The organism is Phocaeicola intestinalis (genome assembly GCF_014837065.1).
Taxonomy (GTDB): domain Bacteria; phylum Bacteroidota; class Bacteroidia; order Bacteroidales; family Bacteroidaceae; genus Phocaeicola; species Phocaeicola intestinalis.
The window spans coordinates 1-26344 of record NZ_JACSPP010000054.1 but is presented as its reverse complement, the minus strand read 5'-3'; the positions used below and the strand labels follow the sequence as shown (position 1 = coordinate 26344).

Genomic DNA, 26344 nt, shown 5'->3' with positions numbered 1-26344 from the left:
TTCTTTCATTTACAAATTTAATAATTCTCTTGGCTTTATGCTATTTTGCTAGCACATTACAAACATAGGAACTAAAACCTGAGATTCGGTTACTCAAACGACAAATAAGGTATCAATCGCTTCAAATCTTCTTCGCTAAACTCTTCAAAAAGGGATAATTGTGCTATATCTTTCAAATTCCCACGTTTACGGCGATATTCGATGATGGCTTTTGCCTTGTAAAAATCCATATAGGGATGCGAGCGCAGACGGTCAAGGCTGGAATGGTTAACTCTTAACTTCCGGAAAGGAGGAGTTGTTATCCGGAACCAACGGTTCACCAAAGTATCAATGTAAGGAATTTCCTGTAACTGACTCACGGCGTGAAAGCCTCCAAGACGGTTGCGGTAAGCTACAATCATCCGTGCCAGTCCACTACCGATACCTGGTATATGTTTCAACATAACCGTATCGGCCATATTCAAATCAATTACTGTACCTTCAACATATTTAACCGTTACCGGATAAAGCGTAGTACTATCGCGAAACACTGTTGCTGACCGGCTCATAGCCGTGTCTTGTCTGCGCAACCGATTATGTATTCCGATACGAACGTAAGGATGCAGCGCTTCGTATTGTTCCGATGTCAAGCCATATATTCGTCTAAAAGCTTCGGGAGTGCGGAATATACCACCTTTCGCACGGTATTTTAGGATATTGCTTATGACGAAATCAGATAGTCCCAAATCACTAAGAGTTGTCGAATCCGCAGTATTAGGGTCAAAAGGAAATAAAACTGTTACCGTAGGGCTAGAATGCATAGGCGATGAACGTCGGTGCAAGCGTTCTTTCTTACGGACGTTTGCCAGAAAAGAGTCTACAGATTCATTATCTGTAGCCGAAGGCAATAATGCTTTACCTTGTTTTTCTTTCAACCATAAATTGCCGCCCACAAGAAGTATCAGTACCGCCAACAACATCACAATGGCACGCCGGTCGGCTTTGCTGAAGTAAAAAAAATGTTTCCACATTACGAATAAGACCTATAGCCAACCCAGTTCGTTGACAAAAACCAACAAAATGCCGATAGGAGTAAGATAGCGCAGCAGGAAGATAAGCAGCGGATAATAAGGAGCACGCAATGTCCCCCAATTAGTCACTTCCTCACGTACCTTCTTCTGATCCAATTTCCACGACACAAAGATAGCGACAAACATGCCTGCTACAGGTAACATAATTTTTGCCGTAAGAAAATCCAGTGCATCAAACAGGTTCATACCAGCTATCCGCACATCATTCCAATCACCCAATGCCAGCGATGAAACCACACCGATAATCAAACTACCTGTTGTTACCAGCCACGCTGCGCGGCTGCGCGTAAATCCGAATTTCTCGTGCAGGAAAGCAGTGGGAACTTCATGAAGTGAAATGGTAGAGGTAAGTGCTGCCAGTGCCAAAAGAATGTAAAACAGTATCGCACTGATACAAGCAAATAATGGAACTGCTCCAAAAGCTTGTTGAAATACATTAGGCAGGGTAATGAAAATAAGTGAAGGACCAGCATCGGGTTGGATTCCTACTGAAAAAGCAGCCGGAAAGATAATGAATCCCGATAATATGGAAATGCACGTACCAATGACACATACACTCATAGCTGTATATCCTAGCCGGGTGTCACGATTGAAATAAGAAGCATACGTCGAAAGGCATCCCATACCGAGGCTGAGCGAAAAAAAGGCCTGTCCCATAGCTCCTAAAACTGCATCGGAAGTAATTTTACTGAAATCGGGCTTAAGCAGGAATTCCAATCCCTTTACTGCACCCGGTAACATCACAGCACACACCGCAAGCAGCACAATCAAAATGAACAGCATCGGCATCATAATTTTCGAAGCACGCTCAATACCAGCCTGTACGCCCTTAACCACAATAATATGAGTCAACGCCACAAACACTACCAGCCAGATCAGCGGACGCCAAGGATTCTGAGAAAATTCATTGAACATTGCTACAAAGTCGTCTGCGGACTTGCCAAGCAGATTACCCGTTGCAGACTGGAATATATATTCCAGCGTCCAACCAGATACTACCGAATAATAGCCTAAGATAAGGAATCCAGTCAATACTCCCATATATCCTACATACTTCCATGCGGTTCCGGGAGCAAGTTTCTTGAATGCTTCACCCGTACTTGCCTTGGCACGCCGTCCGATAGTAAATTCAGCGATCATGATGGGTAATCCAAAAAGAAACACACACCCCAAATAAATAAGTATGAAGGCAGCACCTCCATGGTTCCCTGTCTCGTAAGGAAAACGCCACACATTTCCTAAACCTACCGCCGAACCTGCCGCAGCCAAGATGGCACCCAACTTGCTTGCGAAACCGACACGCTCACTATTTTGCATACATTCTGTCCTTTCTGTTTACATTTTAAAGTTCAAGTTCGGCAAATGTACGAAAAAGTTTGTATTTTCGCGGAAAATATGAATAAATTATATGATGAAACACTATCCGCTATCTATCTTCATTATAATTGCGATCTGCTACCTGTCTTTTTTCACTCCACCGAAAACCGAGATGGATGAAATCACCAATTTCGACAAATTGGTGCATCTCTGCATGTATGGAGGGCTGACTGTTATCATTTGGTTCGAATACCTGCGCCGGCACTCCCGTATCCATTGGCATCAGCTGATACTGGTCGGTATCTGTTTTCCAATACTGATGAGCGGCATTGTCGAAATTCTACAAGCGACTTGCACCTCCGACCGCAGTGGCGACTGGCTTGATTTTGCAGCAAACTGTACCGGTGTGTTGTTCGGTTGTCTGTTCAGCTGGTATGTCACACGACGGATAATTCAGAAAAATATGAATAAACCGGTTTGACAAATATATAATCAACAACAGAACTTTATTATGGATATATTGCTGATTATCATTGGTGTCATCTGTCTGATAACAGGCTTTTTAGGTTGTGTGTTACCAATACTTCCCGGTCCACCACTGGCATATATCGGCATGCTATGCTTTCATTTTACTGCCCGTATGCAATTCACTCCTACCCAATTGATTGTATGGGCTGTACTGGTGCTTATCGTGCAATTGCTCGACTATATTATACCTATGTTGGGAAGCAAGTATGCAGGCGGGACCAAATGGGGAAACTGGGGATGTATCGTGGGAACAGTGATAGGCTTGTTTTTTCCTCCTTGGGGCATCCTTGCCGGACCTTTTGTAGGGGCTGTTGCCGGTGAATTGCTCGGCGACAAAGACCTGAAGCACGCTTTGAAATCGGGCTTAGGGTCTTTGGCAGGTTTTCTGTTCGGCACCGCAGTCAAGCTGGTACTTTGTGGATATTTCATCTGGCAATTCATTGCGGCATTCTGAGGTGTTATCGGAAATCTTTCAGTTCTTCCTGCAATCGTTGACGGGTAGAATGAATGCGGCTCTTTATTGTTCCTAGTGGCAAATCCATTTTATCAGCTATCTCTCGGTATTTGAATCCCGATACATACATCAGGAACGGAATACGGTATTCTTGAGGTAAGGCATTAACGATACTGTTCATTTCCTTCAAGTCGTATCCGTTATCTACCGTTACAGGCTCATCACTTTCGTTTTTATTTAGGTAAAACAGATTATCAGTCTGGTCAACATAAGTCTGGTCACGTTGTGTCTTACGGTAATTATTGATAAAAATATTACGCATGATGGTATAAACCCATCCCTTGAAATTAGTTTCATCGGTATACTTGTCTTCATTATCCAATACCTTTAGCGAGGTTTCCTGCAGCAGGTCATTGGCATCTTCACGGTCTGCTGTAAGCTTATAGGCGAAGTGACGTAATTCGGTTTGTACGCTCAGTAGATTCTGAGCAAAATTAGCTGTTCTCATTTACTTGTTGTTTATTCGGGTTAATATATGTCTGTCTCTATCGACACTGCAATATTAGCCCGAAAAACAACCCGGGACCTCCTAAAATCCGGTATTCCACCGGTTAAAATCTATCAACGGATAGTTTTTACCCCCTTTTCTATCAGTTCACAGGAGGTATCATCTGTTTTTTCTCCTCCATCTTTCCAAGTAGTATAAGGCTGCTTCATCAGAAAAGAATTGTAATATCGGGTCTGACCAGTCACTTCCTTACCGATAAAGGCTGGCAGTTCCACCGATTCGGTTTCCGAACAAAGTTCTACTTCAGCAATTACCAGCCCTTCATTTTCTCCGTGAAACTCGTCTACTTCGAACACATGTCCGGCATAATCGGCTAGATAACGGTATTTCTCGATGCGTCCCGGCTCACACAATTTCATCAATTCTTCGGCATCAGCCAAGGGGATTTCTTGTTCCCACTCATATCGGCTGGTACCTGCGGCGTTAGAAGGTCCTTTGATAGTAAGGTAACCTTTATTGTCGCGGATGCGGACTCTTACCGTCTTGCCTCGCGCACTACATATATAGCCTTGTTCGATACGGCTTTTTGCACGAGCCAAGCGGCGGTAAGAATCGTCAGTCACCAAAAATTTGCGTTCTATTTCTTGCGACATGGCTGAAGAAGTTTACATGACCGAAAAAGCGACAATCATCAGAATAGCCAGCAGCACCAGTACGATACACATATACTTGATAAGGCGATTGGCTTTTTCTTCTTCCCGGTTGCCATGTACCGGTTTTTTGTTACGTTTTGTTCCCATAGTGTTTTATGTTTTAGATTGGTTATGATTTTAATAAACCGGCAAGGTTCAGGTTTTTATGAAAACCTTGCCGACTTGTTAATTGATTCATGCCTCGCTGTCCGAGAATTCCATCAGATAGGCTTTGATAAAACCGTCTATTTTCCCATCCATTACCCCGTTGACATCCGAAGTCTGGTAATTGGTGCGATGGTCTTTCACACGACGGTCGTCGAATACATAGCTGCGTATCTGTGAGCCCCATTCAATCTTCTTCTTTCCAGCTTCTACCTTTGCCTGTTCTTCCATACGGTGTTGCAACTCTTTATCATACAAGATAGAACGCAACTGACGCATGGCGTTCTCCTTGTTTTTAGGCTGGTCGCGCGTTTCGGTGTTTTCAATCAGGATTTCTTCTTCCTCACCCGTATACGGATCTTTGTATTGGTAACGCAAGCGTACCCCCGATTCTACCTTGTTGACGTTCTGGCCACCGGCACCGCCACTCCGGAACGTATCCCAGGATAAACGGGCGGGTTCTACAGTCACTTCAATCGAATCATCTACCAATGGAGTGACAAATACAGAAGCAAAAGAAGTCATTCGCTTGCCTTGTGCATTGTAAGGCGAAACACGTACCAGACGATGTACTCCGTTTTCTCCTTTCAGGTAACCGTATGCATACGCCCCTTCAATATTCATTGTAACCGTCTTGATACCAGCCTCATCACCTTCCTGCAAGTTAGCGACCGACAACTTATAACCATGACTTTCTGTCCAGCGCATATACATACGCATTAACATGGATGCCCAATCTTGGCTTTCTGTACCTCCGGCACCCGAGTTAATTTTCAGTACACAGTCCATCTGGTCTGCTTCAGAACGGAGCATATTTTTCAGTTCCAATTCTTCCACCGCCTTAACCGCCTTGGCATAAGCCTCATCTACTTCGGCTTCTGTCACCAGTTCATCTTTATAAAAATCAAAAGCCAGTTCCAGTTCATCTGCCAAAGTTTTTACTTCATTATATCCGTCAATCCATGCCTGCAAAGCCTTTACTTTCTTCATCTGAGCCTCTGCCTTTTTCGCATCGTCCCAAAATCCAGGCACTTGTGTGCGAAGTTGTTCTTCCTCTACCTGCATTTTCTTGTTATCAATATCCAGATAACGGTTCAGTGCTTCTGTACGTTCTTTTATGTCTTTTAGTTGGTCTGTTGTTATCATATGTTTACTACTCCTTATTCAACTTGCAAAATTAGCCATTTTTACGTTAGTGTAAAAATTAGGAAACAAGAAAATCACTCTTCATACATTTTGTTGATTTCATTCGCATAATTTTTCATCAATACCGGACGTTTGATTTTCAGGGTATTGGTCAATTCACCTTTTTCCAAACTGAATGGTTCGGGCAATAAGGTGAACTTCTTGATTTGTTCGTAATGGGCAAATTCCTGCTGTAACGTATCGATATGCATCTGGAACAAGGCAATGATTTCGGGTTTCTTCAACAGGTCCGCACGGTCGGCATAAGCAATGTGATGGTCTTGGGCATACTTTTCCACCTGTTTGTATTCGGGCACAATCAGTGCAGAGACGAACTTGCGTTGGTCTGCTATGATAGACACCTGATCAATGTACCGGTCTACCACCAGTTTGGTTTCTATCGCCTGAGGGGCGATATATTTACCGTTTGATGTCTTGAACAAGTCCTTTATCCGATCGGTAAGGTATAAGAAACCATCTTTCATATAACCGGCATCCCCCGTATGAAACCACCCGTCTTCGCTGATTACCTTGCGAGTCAGGGCTTCTTTCTTGTAATATCCCTTTGTCACGGTCTCGCCTCGAAGCAAGATCTCACCATCCTCGCCGAACTTCAGCTCAAGTCCGGGAATAAGCCGTCCCACGGAACCCGTGCGGAAGTCGTCCATCCATCCCAACGAAACAGTGGCCGTAGTTTCAGTCAACCCGTATCCTACTACCATGTTGACGCCTACTGAATGGACGAATTCTTCTATTTGCTTTGACACCGCTGCTCCGGCAGTGGGAAAGAAATTGCCCCGTTCGATACCGATGGTCTTTTTCAGTACACTGTAAATCGTCTTTTCGTAAAACTTGTATTTCAGATGTAACATCGGAGGAGGTGTCTTACCGTTCATCAGATAATCGATGTTGTGTTCGCGTCCTGTCTTAAGCGCATCCAGCATCAGGCTTTTCTTTAGCCCCGAAGCTTCGTTTATCTTTTCATGGACACCTGCATATACTTTTTCCCAAAAACGTGGCACACTGCACATTGCCGTAGGACGAATTTCCTTAATAGTCATCTGTATATCTTGCGGATAAAGGTTGATGCAGAGCAGGCAACCCTTTGTCAGGCAGTAATACGACCACGCACGTTCGAACACGTGCGTAAAAGGTAGAAAATTCATCACCACATCCTGGTCGGTCAAGGTAAGCAATACCTTGTTATGCGCTTGGAAAGCTGCCTCATAACATGAATGATGCAACATCACTCCCTTCGATTCGCCCGTAGTACCTGAAGTGTAAAGAATGTTAGCAAGGTCAGTCGACACTGCAGCCCCCGTGCGCCGGTCTACTTCTGCCTGCAGTTCGTTTGCCTCACCCAACTGGAGGAAATCGTCATAATAAATAGAATGAGTATCTTCTGCTGCCCGCATTACATCGGGACTGAAAATGATGATTCGCTTCAGAGTCTTGCAAAGCTGCTGCACCCGATAGGCCACATCATATTGATATTGTTCGCCCACAAACAAATAGCGGATGGAGGCATCTTCTACGATATAATGCACTTGCGATTCCGAGCTGGTGGCATACAGCGGAATAGTAACTATGCGGCTTTTGAATGCCCCGAAATCGGTATAGAGACATTCAGGCATGTTCTGAGAGAACACACCTACATTTTCCTGTACCTCAACACCTAAAGCCACCAAGGCACGAGCCACTTTCTTTACCTTTCCGGCAAACTGATTCCACGAAACCGGAATCCATACACCTTGTTTGTAGTCACGGTATTTCAGAGCTGCACGTACGCCGTATTTCCCGGCCTGCCGTTCAATCAGTGTAGACAAATAAGATTCACTCATTTAAATTTTATTTATTTTGTAATCGCTACCTGCAAAGATAGGGTTTAATTTGAATAAATGAAGTATCTTTGCTGGCAAAACAAAAGAATCTTATGTTATCGGATACTAATTATTACACTTCGGAAGCACTTACGCTACTGAATTCCCTCATCGGAATCCCTTCCATAAGTCGGGAAGAAGAAGCGGCTGCCGATTTCCTGCAAAATTACATCGAGGAAAGCGGCATCATGACCGGACGCTCGGGAAACAATATCTGGTGTATCAGCCCGATGTTCGACGTTAACCGTCCCACCATCCTGCTAAACTCACATATTGATACAGTCAGACCTGTAAACGGCTGGCGAAAACAACCTTTCACTGCAAAACTGGAAAACGGGAAGCTGTATGGGTTGGGAAGCAACGATGCCGGTGCCAGCGTGGTTTCACTCTTTCAGGCATATCGTTACCTGACTACCACCACTCAAAGCTATAACCTGATATTCCTTGCCTCATGCGAAGAAGAAGTGTCGGGTAAAGGAGGTATTGAAAGTGTACTACCGCAACTGCCTCCCATTGCACTGGGGATAGTGGGCGAACCTACCGACATGCAACCTGCTGTAGCAGAAAAGGGCCTGATGGTACTCGATGTTACGGCTCATGGTAAAGCCGGACATGCTGCACGCGAAGAAGGTGAAAATGCAATTTATAAGGTATTGGAGGACATCGAATGGTTCAGAGATTACCGTTTTTCCAAAGTATCTCCATTATTGGGACCAGTAAAAATGAGTGTCACTCAAATCAATGCTGGTACACAGCACAATGTCATTCCCGACCTATGTTCTTTCGTAGTGGATATCCGGAGTAACGAATGCTATTCGAACGAAGAATTGTTTAACGAAATCACCACTCATATCCATTGCGAAGCAAAAGCACGTTCGTTCCGTCTCAACTCTTCGCACATTGATACTGAACATCCGTTCGTGAAGCGTGCCGTCGAACTGGGAAAGATACCATTCGGTTCGCCTACGCTTTCCGACCAGGCATTGATGCACTTTCCTTCCGTCAAGATAGGACCGGGCAAATCGTCACGTTCGCACACGGCAGACGAGTATGTAATGGTCAGTGAGATAGAAGAAGCCATTCATACCTATATCGCCATATTAGACGGATTGAAGATTTAAGTGATAAGTGATACTCCATTAAACTCAATAAAAAATGCATATAATGAAACCAAACATCTTCCTTTGTGGCTTCTTCCTGTTGTTGTCGGTCTGCCTCGCTGCATGTGGGAGCAGTAAGAATAAAAATACCTCGGAAAAAGAGACAAACCAGGAAAATAACGTGCAAGTACCTGAATTTAATGCCGACAGTGCTTACCTGTACATTCAGAAACAAGTGGCATTCGGTCCACGTGTGCCGAATACTGAAGCCCACCGCAAGTGTGGCGGATACCTTTCACAACAACTGCGCGACTTCGGAGCTACGGTGTATAACCAGTTTGGCGATGTCATTTCATACGATGGAAAAGTACTGAAGATGCACAATGTCATCGGTTCGTACAACCTTGACACCAAGAAGCGCGTCCTGCTGTGCGCCCACTGGGACAGCCGTCCTTATGCCGATGCCGGTCAGGAAGCACATTACCATACTCCCATCGATGGTGCCAACGATGGTGCCAGTGGTGTAGGTGTACTGCTGGAAATCGCCCGTCACTTACAACAACAGGCTCCAGCTATCGGCATCGACATCGTGTTCTTTGATGCGGAAGACTATGGTATCCCTGAATTTTATGAGGGCGATTACAAGCAAGACACATGGTGCCTGGGTTCTCAATATTGGGGACGTGTACCACATGTACCTGATTACAAGGCACGTTTCGGCATCCTTCTGGATATGGTGGGAGGCAAAGGAGCAACTTTCTATTACGAACAATATTCCAGTCAAACGGCAAATTCACCAATGAAGAAAATTTGGGATACAGCACACCGACTGGGGCATAAACAGTTCTTCATCAAAGAAAACGGCGGCAACGTGACAGACGACCACATATACGTGAACCGGCTCCGCCAGATCCCGTGTGTGGATATCATCGGTTATGACCCACACAGCGAAACAGGCTTCCACCCTACCTGGCACACAGTGGCAGACAACATGGACTGCATTGATAAGGCAACCTTGCAGGCTGTGGGAGAAACCGTAATGAATGTAATTTATAATGAAAAATAAAAAATAACTCGATATGAAAACAATCAACGAACTACAAGACGAGGTTATCGACGAGTTCAGCAACTTCGATGACTGGATGGACAAATATCAGTTGCTTATCGATCTGGGCAGCGAACAGCCCCCCCTTGACGAACAATATAAAACCGAACAAAACCTGATAGATGGTTGCCAAAGCCGCGTGTGGTTACAGGCAGACTTTATAGACGGGAAAATCATATTTCAGGCAGAAAGCGATGCTTTGATAGTGAAAGGCATTATCGCCTTGCTGATAAAGGTGGTTTCGGGGCATACACCGGATGAAATTCTGGATGCTGACCTTTATTTCATTGACCGGATTGGACTGAAAGAACACCTTTCGCCAACCCGCAGTAACGGGCTGCTTGCCATGGTAAAGCAAATGCGCATGTATGCTTTGGCTTTCAAGGCAAAACGAAGTTGAAAGAAAATAAAAATACGACTGTCCGTATGTAAATACAATTTGTTTGCGCAAATGAACACAGATATTTAGGATCTGTTTTGAATTTATCGTGCACACACGAAACGAACACATCAAGCCAAGAAAAACTTTTTGTAGGAAATTCAAAACAGTTGCTTATGCCTGTTCATACGGGCGGTCATATTTTTGAACACTTTATTAATACCCGTTCCTCATCCTTTAATGTAGTGGCAAACAGATATATTTCGCCACCCTCTTTCAATTTTAGTTTCTTCCGCAACTCTGTTACCGAAGCGGGGAAATTGCGCACTGTCAGATTTGCTTTCTCTACTCCCCCCAACAAGGTTTTCAACTCTTTTTTCCCGAACCCAGAAACGGCTTCTACTTGAAACTGACGGCCTGGGAAATCCACTTGATGGTCGGAGGTATACAGATGGCTGTTGGGATGCAGTTTTTTCACACCGTAACGCAAAGCCAACAATCGGTAAGCACCTGCTTTCAGCAAAGTCACTCCTGGTTCATACAGATAAGTTTCCACCTTGTCAGCATACTCACACATCGCATTTCTCTCTTCGGAAAGCGTAAATACAAAAGGTGGTATCAACAAGTTATCAACAATCTGTTTACAATATATACACACCTCAGAACCAATACAATCCGATTTTTCAACAGACTTTTCTAACAGAATTATTAACTCTTTACACTCGTTATGAACAGCCACAATGTGAATTTGCGTTATGTGTTTCAACACCTGAAGAGCTTTAGCTATATCCAGCATAGGTGATAACTTAATCATTACCTTCCGCCCTTTTTCCACCAATACCGGTTCGAGTATCCCTATATCGGGTTCACAATCAGATATTGCTACAGTCTTGCTTCCATAACTGTCTCTTCGGGCAGGATCCAGAAACAGACAGTCTACAGGTGTCATTTGCGACAAATAAGATACACCATCCGCACAATGAACATGAATATGTCGCAGTCCTAATGCTGCAAAGTTATGAACAGCTAACTCACACAATGAATTCTGACGTTCTACATAATCCACCTTCCGGAATCTTTGAGAAATAAACGAACAATCTACGCCTAACCCTCCCGTCAGGTCGGCAAATGTTTCTCCATTTATAAGCGATGCTTTATAGCGTGCCGTTAGTTCAGAAGAGCATTGTTCCATCGATAAATGGGAAGGATAACGCACTGATTCCACCTTTGCCCAAGAAGGAATTTTCCTTTCGGCAACCTGTCGGCCAGCAATCTGGACAGCAGCTTCAAGCATATCCACCTCGGGATATTTCTTCGCTTGAAGCGCCAAAGCACGCACATCATCTCCCCAATGTGCATGAATAAAAGCAAGTGTTTCGGAGGATAATCTTTTCATATGTACAAACTATCTGCTACAAAGATATATTTTTCTTTGTTTACCTATATTCAACAAAGGCAAAAAATAAGGGTGTGCATTTCGGCACACCCGTTAAAAAATGAATGCCACATAGCTGCCTTGCTTGTAAGATTATTAATCTTCACGCTGTAAGATTAATAATCTTACAAGCGATGCAGCCATATTGCGAAAAGACCCAAGCTTACTTGTCAGCGTGACACTGTCAACAGGAATGACACCGGAAGTATGTATTCCATGAAAATGTACAATTGCATACCGTTCAAAGTATAAGTACATGTTTTTACTACACTTGTACAAGTAAACTGCTGATATTCATATCAAACTCATCAATACTCGTCCTCGTTGAAGAAGAAATCTTCTTTGCTAGGATAATCGGGCCAAATGTCTTCGATACTTTCGTAGATTTCGCCTTCATCTTCCATTTCCTGTAAATTTTCAATCACTTCCATAGGAGCACCCGAACGCATTGCGTAATCAATCAGCTCATCTTTTGTAGCAGGCCATGGTGCATCTTCCAATTTTGAGGCCAATTCCAATGTCCAATACATAGTATTTCAGTTTATAAAGTTTTACATTCACATTATCGGGGCACAAAAGTATAACAATTTATGTCATTTGCAACTCTTATCCCAATAAATTTCATCATGGTGTGTTAATTGATTTAACTTTCGTGATAGAACAAACAAATAATCCGATAAACGATTGACAAACTGTTTCACATTTCTGGCTATCTCAAAACCTGTTTCTGCTTCTTCCAGTGCCCAAATACAACGTTCTGCACGACGACATACCGTACGGCATACATGACAGGTAGAAGCTGCATACGAACCGCCAGGCAAGATAAACCCACGAAGCGGAGGCAGAGAAGCATCTAAGGTATCAATGGCTTCTTCCAGCCGGGTAATGTTTTCATCCGTAATCTGAGATACAGGCGACAAATCAGTCTTCGAAGTCTCTGTCGCCAAATAAGCTCCCAAAACGAAAAGTTTATGTTGCACGAATTGCAACAAAGATTTGTCTGTACCTTCTTCCATCTGCGAGACCAGACACCCTATCTGCGCATTGAGCTCATCAACAGTGCCGTATGCTTCAAGTCGAATATGCGTTTTCGGAACTCGCACACCTCCTATCAACGAAGTCGTTCCATCATCGCCTGTACGCGTATAGACCATACTTTTCTTCATAGCATCTCTGTTGTATTAAGTTAAAGAAAATTGACGATACGATGCTCTTTCACCCGTTTCTTATCAAAGAAAACCAAACCGATGTCATACAAATCGAATGTGACTCCCGTACGGGTATCTGCAATCGTCTGCTTCCACCATCGTTTTTTCTCACGAGTAGCATACGGTGCGCCTACAATGATGCACGTACGGTCGGTAACCATAGGCAGCAACCGCTCAAATGCTTCTTTATAATAAGGTGTATGCCCGATGTGTATCAGGTCAGCAAACGGTCTGCCTGTCAATGCCTCGTCAAGCAAGCGGAGTACATTTCCTGTCCGGTAATCCACTAACGGATACGCAGAAAGGACATGTTTTATTCTTGCCTTGTCTTGTCTTTCCTCATCAATCGTAAAGAGAGGGACATGCTTTGCCTCTGCCATATAGCGAGTATCCAGTCCGCACCCTGTCCCTATTTCCAGCATTGATGCCGGCTGCAGATAATTGACCAACCGGAACAGCAACCGGTCGGTTTTTTCACGATAATGGAACAGTTGGTCTTTCTCATCCTCCCGGCTATAGTGCAAAAGCTGAAAAGCATAATAAGGCATCTTTTCATAAATGACCGATGTAATCAGAAAAAAATCGGAAGGTGAATGTACACCATACCCGCACCGGTGCCGGAACCGGCAACACCAATTCCATATCCGCAAGCATAGGTCGGACATCTTCATAACGTATCACGCATTATAAAGACAAGGGGCATAAAGGCACCGAAAGTCCATTACCTCTGTGTCTCCATGCCCCTGTGCCGTTCATTTGTCAACACGGACTTATTCGCGTGCGCCCAGTTTGTCATTCAGATAAAGAACACCGGCATAGTCGTTACATTTTTTCAATTTGTCGACAATACCCTGTGCGGTAGCTTCTTCTTCCACTTGTTCGCGGACATAGCCCCACAAGAAATCCTGAGAAGCTTTGTCTTTTTCTGCCGAAGCTACATTTACCAGATTGTCAATCAACTCAGATACGTGACATTCGTGGTTGTACACATGTTCGAATACTTCCAATACGCTACCCCAGCCTTGCGGAACGACATCGATTTTGTCTACTTTAGCAGCACCGCCGCGTTTTGCGATATAGTCTGCCAAATCGTATGCATGTTGCAACTCTTCTTGCGATTGTTTACGCATCCAGTTGGCAAAGCCATCGAAACCTTCTTTCTGCAAATAGAAAGACATAGAAAGATACAGGTTAGAAGACCACATTTCTGCTGTGATCTGTTCGTTCATCGCGTTTTGTAATTTTTCTGAAATCATAGTCGTATTATTTTTAAATTATTAAATGCAAGAGATAAATACATTATGAGTTTCTACAAAAGAAATGCCAGAACCCACATCGTGCCAAATTGTCATTTCGGATGAAAAGGCTGGAGCATCTGCTTCTTCCCCCAAAAATAGGGAGAAACTCCCACACGATCAATACACCAAGCTATACCAAATGAGCCTGTCACCGTTAATATCATCGCCACGAAAAGAAAACAAAAACCGGTTTCGTCGAACATAAACAATGGTACCAATCCTTTCGAAAGCATAGTAAACACAGGAGAGAAGACCAACAATACCAGCGTATGCCTCCCTACATAGTCGGAAACACGCCTGATACCAGCAGGTATAACCGTATAGAGGCTCAAGAGTACACTCGCCACAAGGTACACAATGGCAACACCCCCCAAAGTGAAACGATTCAGATTCGCCATATCGGCACTCAGCCACACCAAAGGGATCAATGCCCATACAGAAGGACAGAAAAAAGATGTAAATGTCATGCCCGAACGGCGCAAAGCAACTCCAGCCAGGAAATACAAGGCATTGGGTAATGACACAAGTTGACAGGCATCTGCCAGAACGGCATATCCCGTACCTAATACGACCAGACGAGACACAAGCCTCATCTTCTCTGCCCAATGAAATACACCATAATATATTAGCCCGCACAACAGGTAGGTATGCAGATACCAATAGGGTCCCATCGGATGAAGGAATAATTTCTCCAGCATCAGTCCTACACTCAGGCAATCCACCTTATCACGGACAGGAAGCACCTCCGACATCGCCACATATCCCGTTTCCATCACCATGTAAGGGACAAATATCCATGCCATCGCCCTTAGGAATTCACTTGGCCGTTTCTCAATTTGCATCAGGTACCCCGACAAAATCAAGAATACCGGCATGTGAAACGTGTATACCCATTGCTTCGCCAACGGATATTTTTCACTGAAGAACACCAGGTGGAAGGCTATCATCAGCAAGATGCAGACACACTTCAGGTAATCGATTTCTCCGATACGTTTTCCGTTCATGATATTTGAGACTTTTTTATTTGAAAGACCAAAAATACGGAAATAAATCATACGATGTAAAAAAAGTACCCACTAAAACGCACCTATATGCATAGGTCTACGCACATAAGTGCGCAAGAACATGCAAGTATCTCCACCAATCGATGGTATCGTATGTAAAGGCGGCATTCATAAAAAGAAATGCCACACTGTTTTCTGATGAAAATCTATTAAGAAAACAGTGTGGCAAAACAAAAGACAGGTCAATCAACAGAAGAAAAGCTATCGTTAAAAGCCATGATGAGCCAGCTTGCTCTGATTCATGTCAAAATCAAAACTCATCCCTTTAAAACCGGGAAGTGATGTCTGACCTTCGCCTTCGCCCAACAAAATTTCTGCAGCATGAAAATCGAACTTCATATTGCCGGATTCTACAGCATAAGCAGCAGTATTGCCAGCCTCAACTTTTACTTCTACCAGCAAAGGCTGAGCTTCTTCTTCGGTAGATGAAGGAAGGGTCACGGATAATTTCAAAGATTCGGGATGCATGACAAATACCACACTATCCTTATTGGCAGTCAGTGTCGGTTCGTACCCGATTTTATAATTGACATCACCTACTGCTTCTACAATTTGGTCTGCCAATGCTTCATCTCCGACAACCGAAAGTACAATGTCTTTAATGGGGAAATTGGTAAAACTGATGGTATCATCGGCCACACTGGCAGAAACATCGGTTCCGGCAGGAGTCTCTTCACCTTCTCCGGTATCTTCTCCTTCCAGCGGATTGACACTGCTCATTACCACTTTACCCGTATAATCGCCGAACATGGCATCTGTTGTCACTTCATCGGGTACCTGTGGAGTGTTTTCATCATCGCTGCAAGCCGAGAAGCTTATAGCACATCCCATTAATAACATTGAAACAAAAACTCGTACAGGTTTAATTACTTTTTTCATTTTTCTACGGTTTAAAAATTAATTAATACAGTTTATCTACGACTTCCTTGCAATCGTTTCGCGCAGTAAATGCAAAAGCGCCTTAAATCTTGCACGGTTCAATTGTTAAACAATGTTTCATTACTGGAAGTCAAATCATTAGACTCCCCTTTTCACAAAGAAAACTCATTTTGCAAATTGAGTTTCCATCCCAACCCTAGAAGCAATATGTTTCATAACAAACAATAATTGGATTCAGGTTTATTAACATATCCATGCGCAGTATTTCCCGTCCGATTGCTTTATCCTGAAAACAAGAGTTACCATTGATATACAATTATGGATGAGCATACGCGTAAAAGAATTATAGCCTTTACTTCACAATCGGTCAAACAATATGGTATCCGCGCTGTACGTATGGACATCATAGCCCGGCACACAAACGTGTCCAAACGTACCATATATCAAGTATTTGCAACCAAAGACAATTTGATAAATACTTGTCTGGAAGCCTATTCAGGCCGTATGCAAAACCGGTTTCAGCTCATAGCATACAATAATCCCGATCCGTTGGCATGCCTTTGGGAAACATGCAAGGCATACATAGAGAACCTGTATAAAGGGGAATGCATTTTCTGGTTGGATATCTATCGGCATTATCAAGGGATATACCTTGCTATTAACCAAATATGGTGGAACGAACTGAAAAAAAGTATTGCAGCATGCCAGTCAACCCACCGCATCCAGGCAAGCTTGGATACGGATATTTTTCTCCGTTCATTTACGGAATTGCTATACAATGCACGACTCGCGGAATGTGCTCCGGAAATGCTTCACTATGCAGCTTCCCTTATGCTAAAAGGAGTAATAGTTCCGCAAGCCGGAAACAAGCTCAATCAATCCAAGAGTATTGTTTCCTGATAAAGAATTGAGAAATTCTATGTTTGAAATGTCAGGCATGTGGCTCTTAGCATTGCAGACGATGATATACACCTACGCTTTTTCTCATCATCCATTTCTTAATTTGTAAATTTCTACAGAGTCCTTTTGGTTTACAAAATAGAGTTTTAGTACGCCCGAAAAAAAGAAAAATCCCTGATAATCTTTCGACTATCAGGGATTTGAGGTACCCAGACCCGCATTTGAAATAACTAAATCAGGAACAATCCGTTTGAATAGCAAAACGATGAAGTTTAAACTAAACTAAACTGATTATTAGCGCTTTATGCAATACTAAAAAGTTAATTCAATTTAATTGGATTGAAACAAATTCGGGATGAATGGGAACAATTTGGGAACAAATGCTATATTTGCGCCATAACAAAATCATTCAGCCTATGAAAGCAACAGCATTTATCCGAAAGACTGCAAGCAAAAATGATACCAACAGCGTAGCAACAATCTATTTCAGACTAAGGGACGGGAAAAAGGACATAAAGGCAGCCAGCGAGCTGACTATAAACCCAAATCACTGGAGCAGCGAAAAGCAAGGTTACAAAGACAGGGTTGCACTTGTGAGCGAAGAAAAGAAGCAGGCTCTGAACAATGAAGTGCAAAATATCCTCAATCTGATAAACCAGAACTATACACCGGAATCAGACAGTGAATGGTTGAGCACCTTAATTGATAAATATCACCACCCCAACAGATACAAGACGAAGGAGGAAATCGAAGCGGAAAACAAACCGATGCTGCTTGAACTGTTCTCTGAATTCCTTGTAAAGCACAAACTTTCCGAAGTCAGGAAAAAGAATTTCCGTGTAATACAGCGTACTTTGGCAAGATATGAGCTTTATGTACGTGCAACTAAAAAAGGGCAAAAGGACTTTATCCTTGATGTTGATACCGTCACACCTGAAACTCTTCGGGACATGTGGGACTTCTTCGAGAACGAATACCAGTATTATGAACTGTACCCAAGCATTTATGAAACCATCCCAGAAAAGAGAACTCCACAACCACGTGGAAAAAATACTCTGATAGACTGCTTTTCAAGAATACGCACATTCTTCCTGTGGTGCTTCGACAACAAGCTGACCGCCAACAGACCGTTTGACAAGTTTCCGATAGAGGAATGCAAATACGGAACTCCTATTTATATCAACCTTGAAGAAAGGGACAGGATTTTCAATGCAGACCTTTCAGCCACTCCACAGTTGGAGATACAGAGGGACATCTTCATTTTCCAGACACTTATAGGATGCAGAGTAAGCGACCTGTACAGAATGACCAAACTTAACATTGTGAACGGTGCAGTCGAATACATACAGAAAAAGACAAAGGAAGGAAATCCGGTTACGGTACGTGTACCGTTAAACGACAAGGCAAAGGAAATTCTTGAACGGTATAAAGACCATGAAGGAAAACTGCTGCCGTTCATTTCCGAGCAGAAATATAATGAGGCAATAAAAAAGATATTCAAACTTTCAGGAGTGGACAGGATTGTCACTATATTAGACCCGTTGACACGTGATGAAGTCAAAAAACCGCTTTATGAAGTGGCAAGCAGCCACCTTGCAAGACGCACTTTCATCGGCAATATTTATAAGAAGGTGAAAGACCCGAATCTTGTTTCGGCACTGTCGGGACACAAGGAAGGCAGCAAGGCTTTCAGACGGTACAGGGATATTGACGAAGAGATGAAGAAAGACCTCGTTAAACTTTTAGACTAAACCTATATGGGACAACAAGAATACGACAATTTCAAAAGACTGATAAGGGAGTGGCTTGACAGCCACCCCGATGAATATGCAACTTTCGTGGAAGAAATGAACGACAAGGAGTTCAAGGGATTTGTCAAGGTTTTCAAGGTTGCCACAACCTTGGTACCGAGATACAAGGAAGCCACACGCAGACGGATCGGAGACGACAAAATCTCCGATTTCGAAGAACTGGAGAACGTGCTTCTGGATTCAGACCTTGCTCAAAAGATTGTAAACGAGTTCCACCATTCAAAAAGGCGAAGCATCATACCTGCCATGCTCGCATGGCTGTACTACGGACGGAGCTATGAGTGCATGGTGGAACAGGGAGAGGAACTGGCCAAAAGAAAAGGTATTACCAGACTATACAAATGGCTCGTTTCCTACATGGTCAGGTTCATCATCAAGAAGAGCATCAGCAGCGGCATGAGAACCAAAGAGGACTGGGTGGCTTTCAGGAAGCAGCAGAAAGCTATTGAGGAAAACAACCTCGTGGAATGGTCTATCGAAGATGAAGAAGACATTGAAGAAACCGAAACTGAAGATACGGACAGCCTGCAGCAGGGACAGCCCAAGAGCGCCGGACGAAAAGCCGACACACGTACCCTGCCGGAGCTGCTGATAGAGAACAGGGATGTCATTCTGGAAAGAATCGGAACAAGGCTGAAAACGCATACGACCGAAACGGACATCGCACGTCTGTACATCGCACTGGTAGAATACCGTTTCATGCGCCCCTGTCCCATAAAGACTTTCCGGAACGCACTGCAACAGCAATACACAGACCTCAGCATCGTACACGAAAGGGGAATACAGAAAGCGTACAGGAACCTTACCACACCTTTCGGAGGCAGCAAAAAACTGATAAAGGACATCGGGGAAGACCATGTTGCCATAGAGGAATTGAAGGCTTATCTATCCACTTGAAACTCGTTTAATTCGTTTTTGAATTTTACGAATTTAATGCATTGAAATCCATTGATTTACGATTATTTTTCATTATATATTTGTGCCACTATCCTAATCGGGGTAGTGGCTTTTCGTTTATAATACTGCCGAAACGGGAAGTCTTACAACCGGCAGTTTCAACAAGCCTATGACAGACCTGATGGCAATTATCCAAAGCGGAAACGGTAACATCAAACTGGAAGTGACAGGCGAAGACCTGCTCATGTTTTCAAACCAGCTGATAAGCCGTGCCAAGCATGAACTCTCCACCGCCATTGCGGAAGCGAGAAAGGAAAAGTACCTCACAAAGGAGGAAGTGAAGAAAATGTGCGACGTGTGCGACACCACCCTTTGGCACTGGGCAAAGAAGAACTATCTGAAACCCGTAAAGGTGGGGAACAAGGTCAGATACCGACAGTCGGACATACAGAAAATCCTGGGTGAACGCAATCCTTCAATCTGAGCCTATGAAAGAGGAAGAATACATGCGTGTGGGAACGACACTGTACAAGGTCGTAAACCAGCCCTGCGCCAGCGGAGGGTATGAGAAAAGACGTGTGATATGGAACAACAGCACACTCAGGCAGGACTACGGGAAGAACTATCTTGCGACCGTCCCGAAGTATGACGGATTCTGTACCGTTCCCGACCATCTGAACTACCGGAAGGAGATTGACGGTTTCCTGAATCTGTACGAACCGATAGAGCATACTCCGCAGATAGGGGATTTCCCGAACATACGTTCTCTGGTGCTACACATTTTCGGTGAACAGTACAATCTGGGACTGGACTATCTGCAACTGCTGTTCCTGCAGCCGTTGCAGAAACTTCCCATACTCCTGCTGGTATCGGAAGAGAGGAACACGGGCAAGAGTACGTTCCTTAATTTCCTGAAAGCCGTATTCGGGGATAACGTGACATTCAACACCAACGAGGATTTCCGGAGCCAGTTCAATTCCGACTGGGCCGGAAAGCTGCTCATTGTCGTGGACGAGGTGCTGCTCAACCGCAGGGAAGACAGCGAGCGGTTGAAAAACCTGAGCACCACTTTCAATTACAAGGTGGAAGCCAAAGGGAAAGACCGCACGGAAATAGCCTTCTTCGCCAAGTTCGTATTGTGTTCAAACAACGAGTATCTGCCTGTTATCATTGACGCAGGAGAAACACGATACTGGGTAAGGAAGATAAATCCGCTGCAGAACGATGACACGAATTTCCTGCAAAAGCTGAAAGAGGAAATTCCTGCCTTCCTGTTCTTCCTGACGCAAAGGGAGCTTTCAACGGAAAAGGAAAGCCGTATGTGGTTCAATCCGAAGCTGACACATACGGCAGCCCTGCAGAAAATCATCCGGAGCAACCGAAACCGTCTGGAGATAGAAATGGCTGAACTGTTCCTTGACATCATGTCAAACATGAATGTGGAAAGCGTATCATTCTGCCTGAATGACCTCATGACACTGCTCATATATTCGCAGGTAAAGGCAGAGAAACATCAGGTGCGGAAAGTGGTTCAGGAAGTATGGAAGCTGACTTCCGCACCGAACTCGCTTTCCTACACAGCCTATGAAATCGCCCCCACCCGAGACTGCCACTACGAGACGAAAAGGAAAATAGGAAGGTTCTACACGATAACCAAGGAACAGCTGACCGCTATATGATTATTTTGATGAAATGATGAATATGGTATATAACACATTGTATTACAATATAATACAAGCTCATCATTCATTCATCGGAATATAATGCTGATGAAAAGAGAAATCATCATTTCTTTTTTGGCAAGCAGTCTGATGAGAAAATGATGAAGCGTTACCTTTCTGTATAACAGCTTATTACAAGTAAAATTCATCAAATCATCGTTTTTTCATTCATCACAAAACCGTACGAAAATGATAACAGAAGAAGCAAAAAAGATAAGAATCGCAGACTATCTGCACAGTCTGGGGTATTCCCCAGTAAAGCAGCAGGGGGTAAACCTCTGGTACAAATCTCCGTTCAGGGAAGAGAACGAGCCATCGTTCAAGGTAAACACAGAGCGTGAACAATGGTTCGACTTCGGTCTGGGAAAGGGCGGCAACATCATCGCACTGGCGGCACATCTTTATGCAACGGAGAGTGTTCCGTATATCCTGAAACGCATAGAGGAACAGACACCGCATGTCCGTCCCGTGTCTTTCTCTTTTCACAGGCAGTCTGCCACCGAGCCGAGTTTCCAGCAACTTGACATCATGCAGCTGTCTTCTCCTGCCCTGCTCTCTTACCTGCAGGAAAGAGGGATAAATACGGCACTGGCGAAAAGAGAATGCCGTGAGGCACACTTCACTAACAACGGCAAACGGTATTTCGCCATTGCCTTTCCGAACATATCGGGTGGATATGAAATCCGCAACCGATATTTCAAGGGCTGCATCGCACCGAAGGAAATATCACATATCAGACAATCGGGAGAGCCGAGAAAAGCATGTTACGTTTTTGAGGGGTTCATGGACTACCTTTCCTTTCTGACACTAAGGCTTGAAAGCTGTCCGCAATCCCCCGATTTCGACAGACAGGACTACATGGTTCTGAACTCTGTTGCCAATGTTTCCAAGGCACTCTATCCGCTGGGCAGCTATGAACGCATCCACTGTTTCCTTGACAATGACCGTGCAGGAATGGAAGCCCTGCAGCAAATCAGAAAGGAGTATGACAATACCAGACATATACGTGACGCTTCACACATTTACAGCGGATGCAAGGATTTGAACGAATACCTGCAAAAACGGGCAGAGACAAAGAAACAGGCTCAATCCATCAAAGTGAAGACACCGCCCAATAAACCGGGAGGCTTTCGGTTATAGCCCACTATAACTACACGCTTCGCTTACGTAGTTGTGGGCTCTCCCGAGGGGATTAGGGTTTTACCCTAATAACCCACTCAGGGCGTTTCTCCCCTGAGAACCCAGAGCAAAGAGTGACCCTCTCTTTGCAATCTCCGCTTATGGGTTACACCCCTAAGAACCCCATGCGTTTACGGACAGCAGAAAAGCAAACAATAAAGTACAAACCCAAAAAAACAAGTATCTATGGCAACAAAATCAAGCATACATATCAAGCCCTGCAACATCGCATCGAGCGAGGCTCACAATAAAAGGACTGCCGAATACATGCGCCACATCGGAGAGTCCAGAATCTATGTCGTTCCTGAACTCTCCACCGATAACGAACAGTGGATAAATCCCGACTTCGGCAGTCCGGATTTGCGGACGCATTATGACAATATCAGACAGATGGTAAAGGAAAAGACCGGACGTGCCATGCAGGAAAAGGAACGGGAACGCAAAGGCAAGAACGGCAAGACAGTCAAGATTGCGGGATGCTCCCCCATACGTGAAGGAGTGCTGCTTGTCAGGTCGGACACCACACTGGCAGACGTGCGTAAATTCGGTGAGGAATGTCAAAGACGCTGGGGAATCACACCGCTGCAAATCTTCCTGCACAAGGATGAAGGGCATTGGCTGAACGGTCAGCCGGAAGCGGAAGACAAGGAAAGTTTCAAGGTCGGGGACAGATGGTTCAAGCCGAACTATCATGCCCATATCGTTTTCGACTGGATGAACCACGAAACCGGAAAGAGCCGAAAGCTCAATGACGATGACATGATGCAGATGCAGACCTTGGCATCCGACATTCTGCTGATGGAACGTGGACAGTCAAAGGCTGTCACGGGTAAGGAGCATCTGGAACGGAACGATTTTATCATAGAGAAACAGAAAGCCGAGCTGCAACGCATGGATGCAGCCAAACGGCACAAAGAAGAACAGATAAATCTTGCAGAGCAGGAACTGAAACAGGTAAAATCAGAAATACGCACTGACAAACTAAAGAAGACAGCCACCACAGCAGCGACAGCCATAACAAGCGGAGTTGCTTCTCTTTTCGGAAGCGGAAAACTGAAAGAACTGGAACGTGCCAACGAAAAACTGCAAGACGAGGTTTCAAAACGGGACACCAATATTGAAAAATTGCAGAGCCAAATACAGCAGATGCAGAAACAGCATGATACGCAAATCCACAATCTCAAGGAAATGCACAGGCAGGAACTTGACATGAAAGAAAAGGAACTGTCACGGCTCGCCAGAATCATAGACAAGGCTTTCAGGTGGTTCCCGATGTTCAGGGAAATGCTACGCATGGAAAAGTTCTGTGCCATGCTTGGATTCTCTAAAGAAATGACCGAAAGTCTTTTGGTCAAGAAAGAGGCCCTGAAATGTAGCGGTAAAATCTATTCCGAGCAACACAGACGGAACTTTGATATCAAGGATGATGTTTTAAGGGTGGAGAATGACCCTGACGATGAAAGCAGACTGAACCTGACAATAAACAGGAAGCCGATTGCCGACTGGTTCGGGGAGCAATGGCACAGGCTCAGATATGGAACAAGACTGCCGCAACAAGAAGAAAAGAAAAGTAGGGGATTCAAATTATAATTGTTAAACCACTCAAATTTAGAAGAAAGGAGTAATCAAATTGTATTTTGGTTGCTCCTTTTTCGTATCTTTATGGCATCACTTATAATACTGAATTATATGGATAAACAATTTTGTCAAAGTTGCGGTATGCCTCTTTCGGATGTAAACAAAGGTACAAATGCCGATGGAAGTCAGAATAAAGACTTCTGTATATATTGTTACAAGGAGGGTAGATTTACACAAGACTTCTCTATGAGCCAAATGATAGAGTTCTGCCTACAGTTTACCGATCAGATAAACAAAGAAACAGGGTGGAATCTTACTCCTGTTCAGGCTAAAGAACAAATGTTACAATATTTTCCTCAACTGAAACGGTGGAGAGAAAAAGATAAAAGAACATTAGCCGAAAAAGCCACCAATTTGCTATCCCAATGCGAAAATGTAACAGTGGTTTCCATAGATGAAGAAGGTTATCCGCGTCCTGTACAAATGTCTAAAATACAGACACGTGGTTTTAATGAAATATGGATGGCAACAAGTAGCACATCCGTAAAAGTAAATGACTTCCGTAAAAATAACAAAGCAGGACTTTGTTATGACCATTATGGTGATGGAGTGTCAATGCGTGGCATAGTTGAAATTATTACCAATGATGCTATACGTAAAGGAATGTGGCAAGAATGGTTCATCCACCATTTTCCCAGTGGTGCTACTGACCCCAATTATGTACTTCTGCATTTTACAGGCACAGAAGCTACATTTTGGATTAACGGAGAATTTGCACACGAAAGAATATGCTGAAATTCAAGAAAGATATTTTATAGAAACTGAAAACAGTGGGACAAATTGTGGATAATCTATGATAAAATCGGCAATCAAATCATTGCTACAAGCAGATTTGACTTCTGTATGGGGTTCAGTAACTTCACTTCATGATTTTTCATGGCGAAGCGATATTATATCTATTGAAATTCTCGATGAAAGGCATTTTAAGGAAACGAGTAAGGATGGATATGAAACCAGTTTTACTATTACAGTTGTTGAGCCGTTAATGAAATATTCTTTTCTCATGGATAATGAAAACTTATCAGGAGAATGGACCGGATATTTTACCCAAACAGGAGGAGGCACTGAAATACTGTTTACTGAATCTGTGCGTCTAAAGAAATGGTGGTTATACCCATTTGCAAAATGGTATCTGAAAAAACGACAAAAACAATACGTATCAGATTTGAGACTAAAATGTGAACGGAAATGATAATTACACTTTCCCGTTATATCAAAAGTAACAACCAACATTTTAAAAAAGTAGAATATGAATGTAAAAAAGGAACTTGAAACTAAATATGGTACTACAAATAACATATATCTAAATGATATTGAAATTGATCCGTTTACGATTAAGGCAATTATGATAAATGAGGTTGTACCAGCTAATCCTTTTCATGATTTTTATGGAAGTTCCAATGCTGATTATGTGAAAACAGCTATTTCCCTTTTTCAAAAAGCAGGAAGTGAATTCTTTTCTATAGATGATATTTTACAAGCAGGAATCTATATCACCAATGCAGTTAAAACTCCAAAAACAGAATACTCAATAGAGAAAAGATACATAGAAAATAGTTTGCCTTATCTTGAAACGGAATTATCTTTATTTCCTAATATAAAAGTCATTATGCTTATGGGGGATGTTTCAAAGAAAGTATTTAATATGATTGCAAAAAAACAACAAGGAAAGAATATAATACCTTCGGTTTCCACCTATAAATTACGAAATTCTAAAATTTATTATAAGGAAATGAGAATAATACCATCTTACATTATGACTGGAGGAAATCTTTTAATTGAAAAATCAAAAGTTAATATGATAACAAAAGATATCACAACAATGTTGAATATAATCAATTAAATGCTTTTGTGTAATAGAGTTTATGTAAATTAGTTATGATAGTTCCAAGGGTTGATTTTAATTCTGAGATTATGCAGTGCCATACATG

29 protein-coding genes are annotated in these 26344 nt (G+C 43.3%); 15 read left to right on the top strand and 14 right to left on the bottom strand.

Going from position 1 to position 26344, the window contains the following annotated elements; genetic code table 11:
• Window positions 1–89 precede the first annotated feature (89 nt).
• Together H9625_RS13955 and H9625_RS13950 are read right to left on the bottom strand one after the other, a co-directional pair.
• Window positions 90–1010: a helix-hairpin-helix domain-containing protein gene (locus H9625_RS13955; protein ID WP_191764930.1), complete on the bottom strand. Its 921-nt coding sequence runs from the start codon at window positions 1008–1010 to the stop codon at window positions 90–92.
• Window positions 1011–1022: 12 nt separating this feature from the next.
• Window positions 1023–2387: a sodium-dependent transporter gene (locus H9625_RS13950; protein WP_022039116.1), complete on the bottom strand. Its 1365-nt coding sequence runs from the start codon at window positions 2385–2387 to the stop codon at window positions 1023–1025.
• Between the two features lie 91 nt (window positions 2388–2478).
• Between H9625_RS13950 and H9625_RS13945 the strand changes: the two genes are divergently transcribed.
• Both H9625_RS13945 and H9625_RS13940 read left to right on the top strand, forming a co-directional pair.
• The gene (locus H9625_RS13945; RefSeq protein ID WP_225226442.1) at window positions 2479–2868 is read left to right on the top strand and encodes a VanZ family protein; all 390 of its coding nucleotides are present in this window, start codon (window positions 2479–2481) and stop codon (window positions 2866–2868) included.
• Between the two features lie 27 nt (window positions 2869–2895).
• A complete protein-coding gene (locus tag H9625_RS13940) occupies window positions 2896–3369 on the top strand; it encodes a DUF456 domain-containing protein (protein ID WP_191764932.1) in 474 nt (157 codons plus the stop codon).
• A gap of 4 nt (window positions 3370–3373) precedes the next feature.
• Here the strand turns inward: H9625_RS13940 and H9625_RS13935 are convergent, their stop codons facing one another.
• The 5 genes from H9625_RS13935 to H9625_RS13920 form a co-directional block, all read right to left on the bottom strand.
• Complete coding sequence (locus H9625_RS13935) at window positions 3374–3877, bottom strand: RNA polymerase sigma factor (protein WP_087207948.1); 504 nt, start codon at window positions 3875–3877, stop codon at window positions 3374–3376.
• Between the two features lie 113 nt (window positions 3878–3990).
• Window positions 3991–4530 (bottom strand): CYTH domain-containing protein, encoded by a 540-nt coding sequence (locus H9625_RS13930; RefSeq protein ID WP_022039120.1) that lies wholly within the window; start codon window positions 4528–4530, stop codon window positions 3991–3993.
• Between the two features lie 12 nt (window positions 4531–4542).
• Complete coding sequence (locus H9625_RS17920; protein WP_022039121.1) at window positions 4543–4677, bottom strand: hypothetical protein; 135 nt, start codon at window positions 4675–4677, stop codon at window positions 4543–4545.
• Window positions 4678–4764: 87 nt separating this feature from the next.
• Entirely contained in the window at window positions 4765–5880 is a 1116-nt protein-coding gene (gene prfB / locus H9625_RS13925; protein WP_022039122.1) for a peptide chain release factor 2, read from the bottom strand.
• Between the two features lie 74 nt (window positions 5881–5954).
• A complete protein-coding gene (locus H9625_RS13920) occupies window positions 5955–7760 on the bottom strand; it encodes an AMP-dependent synthetase/ligase (protein ID WP_191764928.1) in 1806 nt (601 codons plus the stop codon).
• A gap of 92 nt (window positions 7761–7852) precedes the next feature.
• On the opposite strand from H9625_RS13920, the gene H9625_RS13915 reads away from it, so the two are divergent.
• Genes H9625_RS13915 through H9625_RS13905 form a run of 3 tightly spaced genes read left to right on the top strand, consistent with a single transcriptional unit; the run spans window position 7853 to window position 10404 of the window.
• Window positions 7853–8920: a M20 family metallo-hydrolase gene (locus tag H9625_RS13915; protein ID WP_022039124.1), complete on the top strand. Its 1068-nt coding sequence runs from the start codon at window positions 7853–7855 to the stop codon at window positions 8918–8920.
• A gap of 43 nt (window positions 8921–8963) precedes the next feature.
• Window positions 8964–9965 (top strand): M20 family metallopeptidase, encoded by a 1002-nt coding sequence (locus H9625_RS13910; protein ID WP_225226441.1) that lies wholly within the window; start codon window positions 8964–8966, stop codon window positions 9963–9965.
• A gap of 13 nt (window positions 9966–9978) precedes the next feature.
• On the top strand, window positions 9979–10404 hold the full coding sequence (locus H9625_RS13905; protein WP_022039126.1) for a SufE family protein: 426 nt from the start codon (window positions 9979–9981) through the stop codon (window positions 10402–10404).
• A 175-nt stretch (window positions 10405–10579) separates the two neighbouring features.
• On the opposite strand, the gene H9625_RS13900 is transcribed toward H9625_RS13905, so the two are convergent.
• From H9625_RS13900 to H9625_RS13870, 7 genes are all read right to left on the bottom strand, one after another.
• On the bottom strand, window positions 10580–11779 hold the full coding sequence (locus H9625_RS13900; RefSeq protein WP_191764926.1) for a THUMP-like domain-containing protein: 1200 nt from the start codon (window positions 11777–11779) through the stop codon (window positions 10580–10582).
• 347 nt (window positions 11780–12126) lie between these two features.
• On the bottom strand, window positions 12127–12348 hold the full coding sequence (locus H9625_RS13895; protein WP_013618052.1) for a DUF2795 domain-containing protein: 222 nt from the start codon (window positions 12346–12348) through the stop codon (window positions 12127–12129).
• A gap of 63 nt (window positions 12349–12411) precedes the next feature.
• The gene (locus H9625_RS13890) at window positions 12412–12984 is read right to left on the bottom strand and encodes a cob(I)yrinic acid a,c-diamide adenosyltransferase (protein ID WP_022039088.1); all 573 of its coding nucleotides are present in this window, start codon (window positions 12982–12984) and stop codon (window positions 12412–12414) included.
• Window positions 12985–13004: 20 nt separating this feature from the next.
• The gene (locus H9625_RS13885; RefSeq protein WP_164470535.1) at window positions 13005–13691 is read right to left on the bottom strand and encodes an O-methyltransferase; all 687 of its coding nucleotides are present in this window, start codon (window positions 13689–13691) and stop codon (window positions 13005–13007) included.
• Between the two features lie 105 nt (window positions 13692–13796).
• Entirely contained in the window at window positions 13797–14282 is a 486-nt protein-coding gene (locus H9625_RS13880; protein ID WP_022039090.1) for a ferritin, read from the bottom strand.
• Between the two features lie 92 nt (window positions 14283–14374).
• A complete protein-coding gene (locus tag H9625_RS13875) occupies window positions 14375–15328 on the bottom strand; it encodes an acyltransferase family protein (RefSeq protein WP_191764924.1) in 954 nt (317 codons plus the stop codon).
• Between the two features lie 267 nt (window positions 15329–15595).
• Window positions 15596–16267 carry a DUF4840 domain-containing protein gene (locus H9625_RS13870; RefSeq protein ID WP_191764922.1) on the bottom strand — a complete coding sequence of 224 codons (672 nt, stop codon included), beginning with the start codon at window positions 16265–16267 and terminating at the stop codon, window positions 15596–15598.
• A gap of 318 nt (window positions 16268–16585) precedes the next feature.
• On the opposite strand from H9625_RS13870, the gene H9625_RS13865 reads away from it, so the two are divergent.
• The 10 genes from H9625_RS13865 to H9625_RS13820 all read left to right on the top strand — a co-directional run bounded on the left by H9625_RS13865 (window position 16586) and on the right by H9625_RS13820 (window position 26256).
• A complete protein-coding gene (locus tag H9625_RS13865; protein WP_191764920.1) occupies window positions 16586–17167 on the top strand; it encodes a TetR/AcrR family transcriptional regulator in 582 nt (193 codons plus the stop codon).
• A 416-nt stretch (window positions 17168–17583) separates the two neighbouring features.
• On the top strand, window positions 17584–18918 hold the full coding sequence (locus tag H9625_RS13860) for a site-specific integrase (protein WP_191764918.1): 1335 nt from the start codon (window positions 17584–17586) through the stop codon (window positions 18916–18918).
• 6 nt (window positions 18919–18924) lie between these two features.
• Window positions 18925–19875, top strand: coding sequence for a DUF6043 family protein (locus tag H9625_RS13855; RefSeq protein ID WP_191764916.1), 951 nt, complete (start codon window positions 18925–18927; stop codon window positions 19873–19875).
• A gap of 169 nt (window positions 19876–20044) precedes the next feature.
• Window positions 20045–20359 carry a helix-turn-helix domain-containing protein gene (locus H9625_RS13850; protein ID WP_005797547.1) on the top strand — a complete coding sequence of 105 codons (315 nt, stop codon included), beginning with the start codon at window positions 20045–20047 and terminating at the stop codon, window positions 20357–20359.
• Between the two features lie 4 nt (window positions 20360–20363).
• The gene (locus H9625_RS13845; protein ID WP_118408204.1) at window positions 20364–21554 is read left to right on the top strand and encodes a primase-helicase family protein; all 1191 of its coding nucleotides are present in this window, start codon (window positions 20364–20366) and stop codon (window positions 21552–21554) included.
• Between the two features lie 231 nt (window positions 21555–21785).
• Complete coding sequence (locus tag H9625_RS13840; RefSeq protein WP_191764914.1) at window positions 21786–22736, top strand: toprim domain-containing protein; 951 nt, start codon at window positions 21786–21788, stop codon at window positions 22734–22736.
• 225 nt (window positions 22737–22961) lie between these two features.
• A complete protein-coding gene (locus H9625_RS13835) occupies window positions 22962–24365 on the top strand; it encodes a mobilization protein (RefSeq protein ID WP_191764913.1) in 1404 nt (467 codons plus the stop codon).
• Window positions 24366–24464: 99 nt separating this feature from the next.
• The gene (locus H9625_RS13830; RefSeq protein ID WP_191764911.1) at window positions 24465–25148 is read left to right on the top strand and encodes a zinc ribbon domain-containing protein; all 684 of its coding nucleotides are present in this window, start codon (window positions 24465–24467) and stop codon (window positions 25146–25148) included.
• A 58-nt stretch (window positions 25149–25206) separates the two neighbouring features.
• The gene (locus H9625_RS13825) at window positions 25207–25605 is read left to right on the top strand and encodes an SRPBCC family protein (RefSeq protein WP_191764909.1); all 399 of its coding nucleotides are present in this window, start codon (window positions 25207–25209) and stop codon (window positions 25603–25605) included.
• Between the two features lie 57 nt (window positions 25606–25662).
• Window positions 25663–26256: a uracil-DNA glycosylase family protein gene (locus H9625_RS13820; RefSeq protein WP_191764907.1), complete on the top strand. Its 594-nt coding sequence runs from the start codon at window positions 25663–25665 to the stop codon at window positions 26254–26256.
• Window positions 26257–26344 lie beyond the last annotated feature (88 nt).

Coding starts and splice junctions, on each gene's coding strand:
- H9625_RS13955 (WP_191764930.1), bottom strand. CDS start 1,010: ATGTGGAAACATTTTTTTTACTTCAGCAAAGCCGACCGGCGTGCCATT.
- H9625_RS13950 (WP_022039116.1), bottom strand. CDS start 2,387: ATGCAAAATAGTGAGCGTGTCGGTTTCGCAAGCAAGTTGGGTGCCATC.
- H9625_RS13945 (WP_225226442.1), top strand. CDS start 2,479: ATGATGAAACACTATCCGCTATCTATCTTCATTATAATTGCGATCTGC.
- H9625_RS13935 (WP_087207948.1), bottom strand. CDS start 3,877: ATGAGAACAGCTAATTTTGCTCAGAATCTACTGAGCGTACAAACCGAA.
- H9625_RS13930 (WP_022039120.1), bottom strand. CDS start 4,530: ATGTCGCAAGAAATAGAACGCAAATTTTTGGTGACTGACGATTCTTAC.
- H9625_RS17920 (WP_022039121.1), bottom strand. CDS start 4,677: ATGGGAACAAAACGTAACAAAAAACCGGTACATGGCAACCGGGAAGAA.
- prfB (WP_022039122.1), bottom strand. CDS start 5,880: ATGATAACAACAGACCAACTAAAAGACATAAAAGAACGTACAGAAGCA.
- H9625_RS13920 (WP_191764928.1), bottom strand. CDS start 7,760: ATGAGTGAATCTTATTTGTCTACACTGATTGAACGGCAGGCCGGGAAA.
- H9625_RS13915 (WP_022039124.1), top strand. CDS start 7,853: ATGTTATCGGATACTAATTATTACACTTCGGAAGCACTTACGCTACTG.
- H9625_RS13910 (WP_225226441.1), top strand. CDS start 8,964: ATGAAACCAAACATCTTCCTTTGTGGCTTCTTCCTGTTGTTGTCGGTC.
- H9625_RS13905 (WP_022039126.1), top strand. CDS start 9,979: ATGAAAACAATCAACGAACTACAAGACGAGGTTATCGACGAGTTCAGC.
- H9625_RS13900 (WP_191764926.1), bottom strand. CDS start 11,779: ATGAAAAGATTATCCTCCGAAACACTTGCTTTTATTCATGCACATTGG.
- H9625_RS13895 (WP_013618052.1), bottom strand. CDS start 12,348: ATGTATTGGACATTGGAATTGGCCTCAAAATTGGAAGATGCACCATGG.
- H9625_RS13890 (WP_022039088.1), bottom strand. CDS start 12,984: ATGAAGAAAAGTATGGTCTATACGCGTACAGGCGATGATGGAACGACT.
- H9625_RS13885 (WP_164470535.1), bottom strand. CDS start 13,691: ATGTCCGACCTATGCTTGCGGATATGGAATTGGTGTTGCCGGTTCCGG.
- H9625_RS13880 (WP_022039090.1), bottom strand. CDS start 14,282: ATGATTTCAGAAAAATTACAAAACGCGATGAACGAACAGATCACAGCA.
- H9625_RS13875 (WP_191764924.1), bottom strand. CDS start 15,328: ATGAACGGAAAACGTATCGGAGAAATCGATTACCTGAAGTGTGTCTGC.
- H9625_RS13870 (WP_191764922.1), bottom strand. CDS start 16,267: ATGAAAAAAGTAATTAAACCTGTACGAGTTTTTGTTTCAATGTTATTA.
- H9625_RS13865 (WP_191764920.1), top strand. CDS start 16,586: ATGGATGAGCATACGCGTAAAAGAATTATAGCCTTTACTTCACAATCG.
- H9625_RS13860 (WP_191764918.1), top strand. CDS start 17,584: ATGAAAGCAACAGCATTTATCCGAAAGACTGCAAGCAAAAATGATACC.
- H9625_RS13855 (WP_191764916.1), top strand. CDS start 18,925: ATGGGACAACAAGAATACGACAATTTCAAAAGACTGATAAGGGAGTGG.
- H9625_RS13850 (WP_005797547.1), top strand. CDS start 20,045: ATGACAGACCTGATGGCAATTATCCAAAGCGGAAACGGTAACATCAAA.
- H9625_RS13845 (WP_118408204.1), top strand. CDS start 20,364: ATGAAAGAGGAAGAATACATGCGTGTGGGAACGACACTGTACAAGGTC.
- H9625_RS13840 (WP_191764914.1), top strand. CDS start 21,786: ATGATAACAGAAGAAGCAAAAAAGATAAGAATCGCAGACTATCTGCAC.
- H9625_RS13835 (WP_191764913.1), top strand. CDS start 22,962: ATGGCAACAAAATCAAGCATACATATCAAGCCCTGCAACATCGCATCG.
- H9625_RS13830 (WP_191764911.1), top strand. CDS start 24,465: ATGGATAAACAATTTTGTCAAAGTTGCGGTATGCCTCTTTCGGATGTA.
- H9625_RS13825 (WP_191764909.1), top strand. CDS start 25,207: ATGATAAAATCGGCAATCAAATCATTGCTACAAGCAGATTTGACTTCT.
- H9625_RS13820 (WP_191764907.1), top strand. CDS start 25,663: ATGAATGTAAAAAAGGAACTTGAAACTAAATATGGTACTACAAATAAC.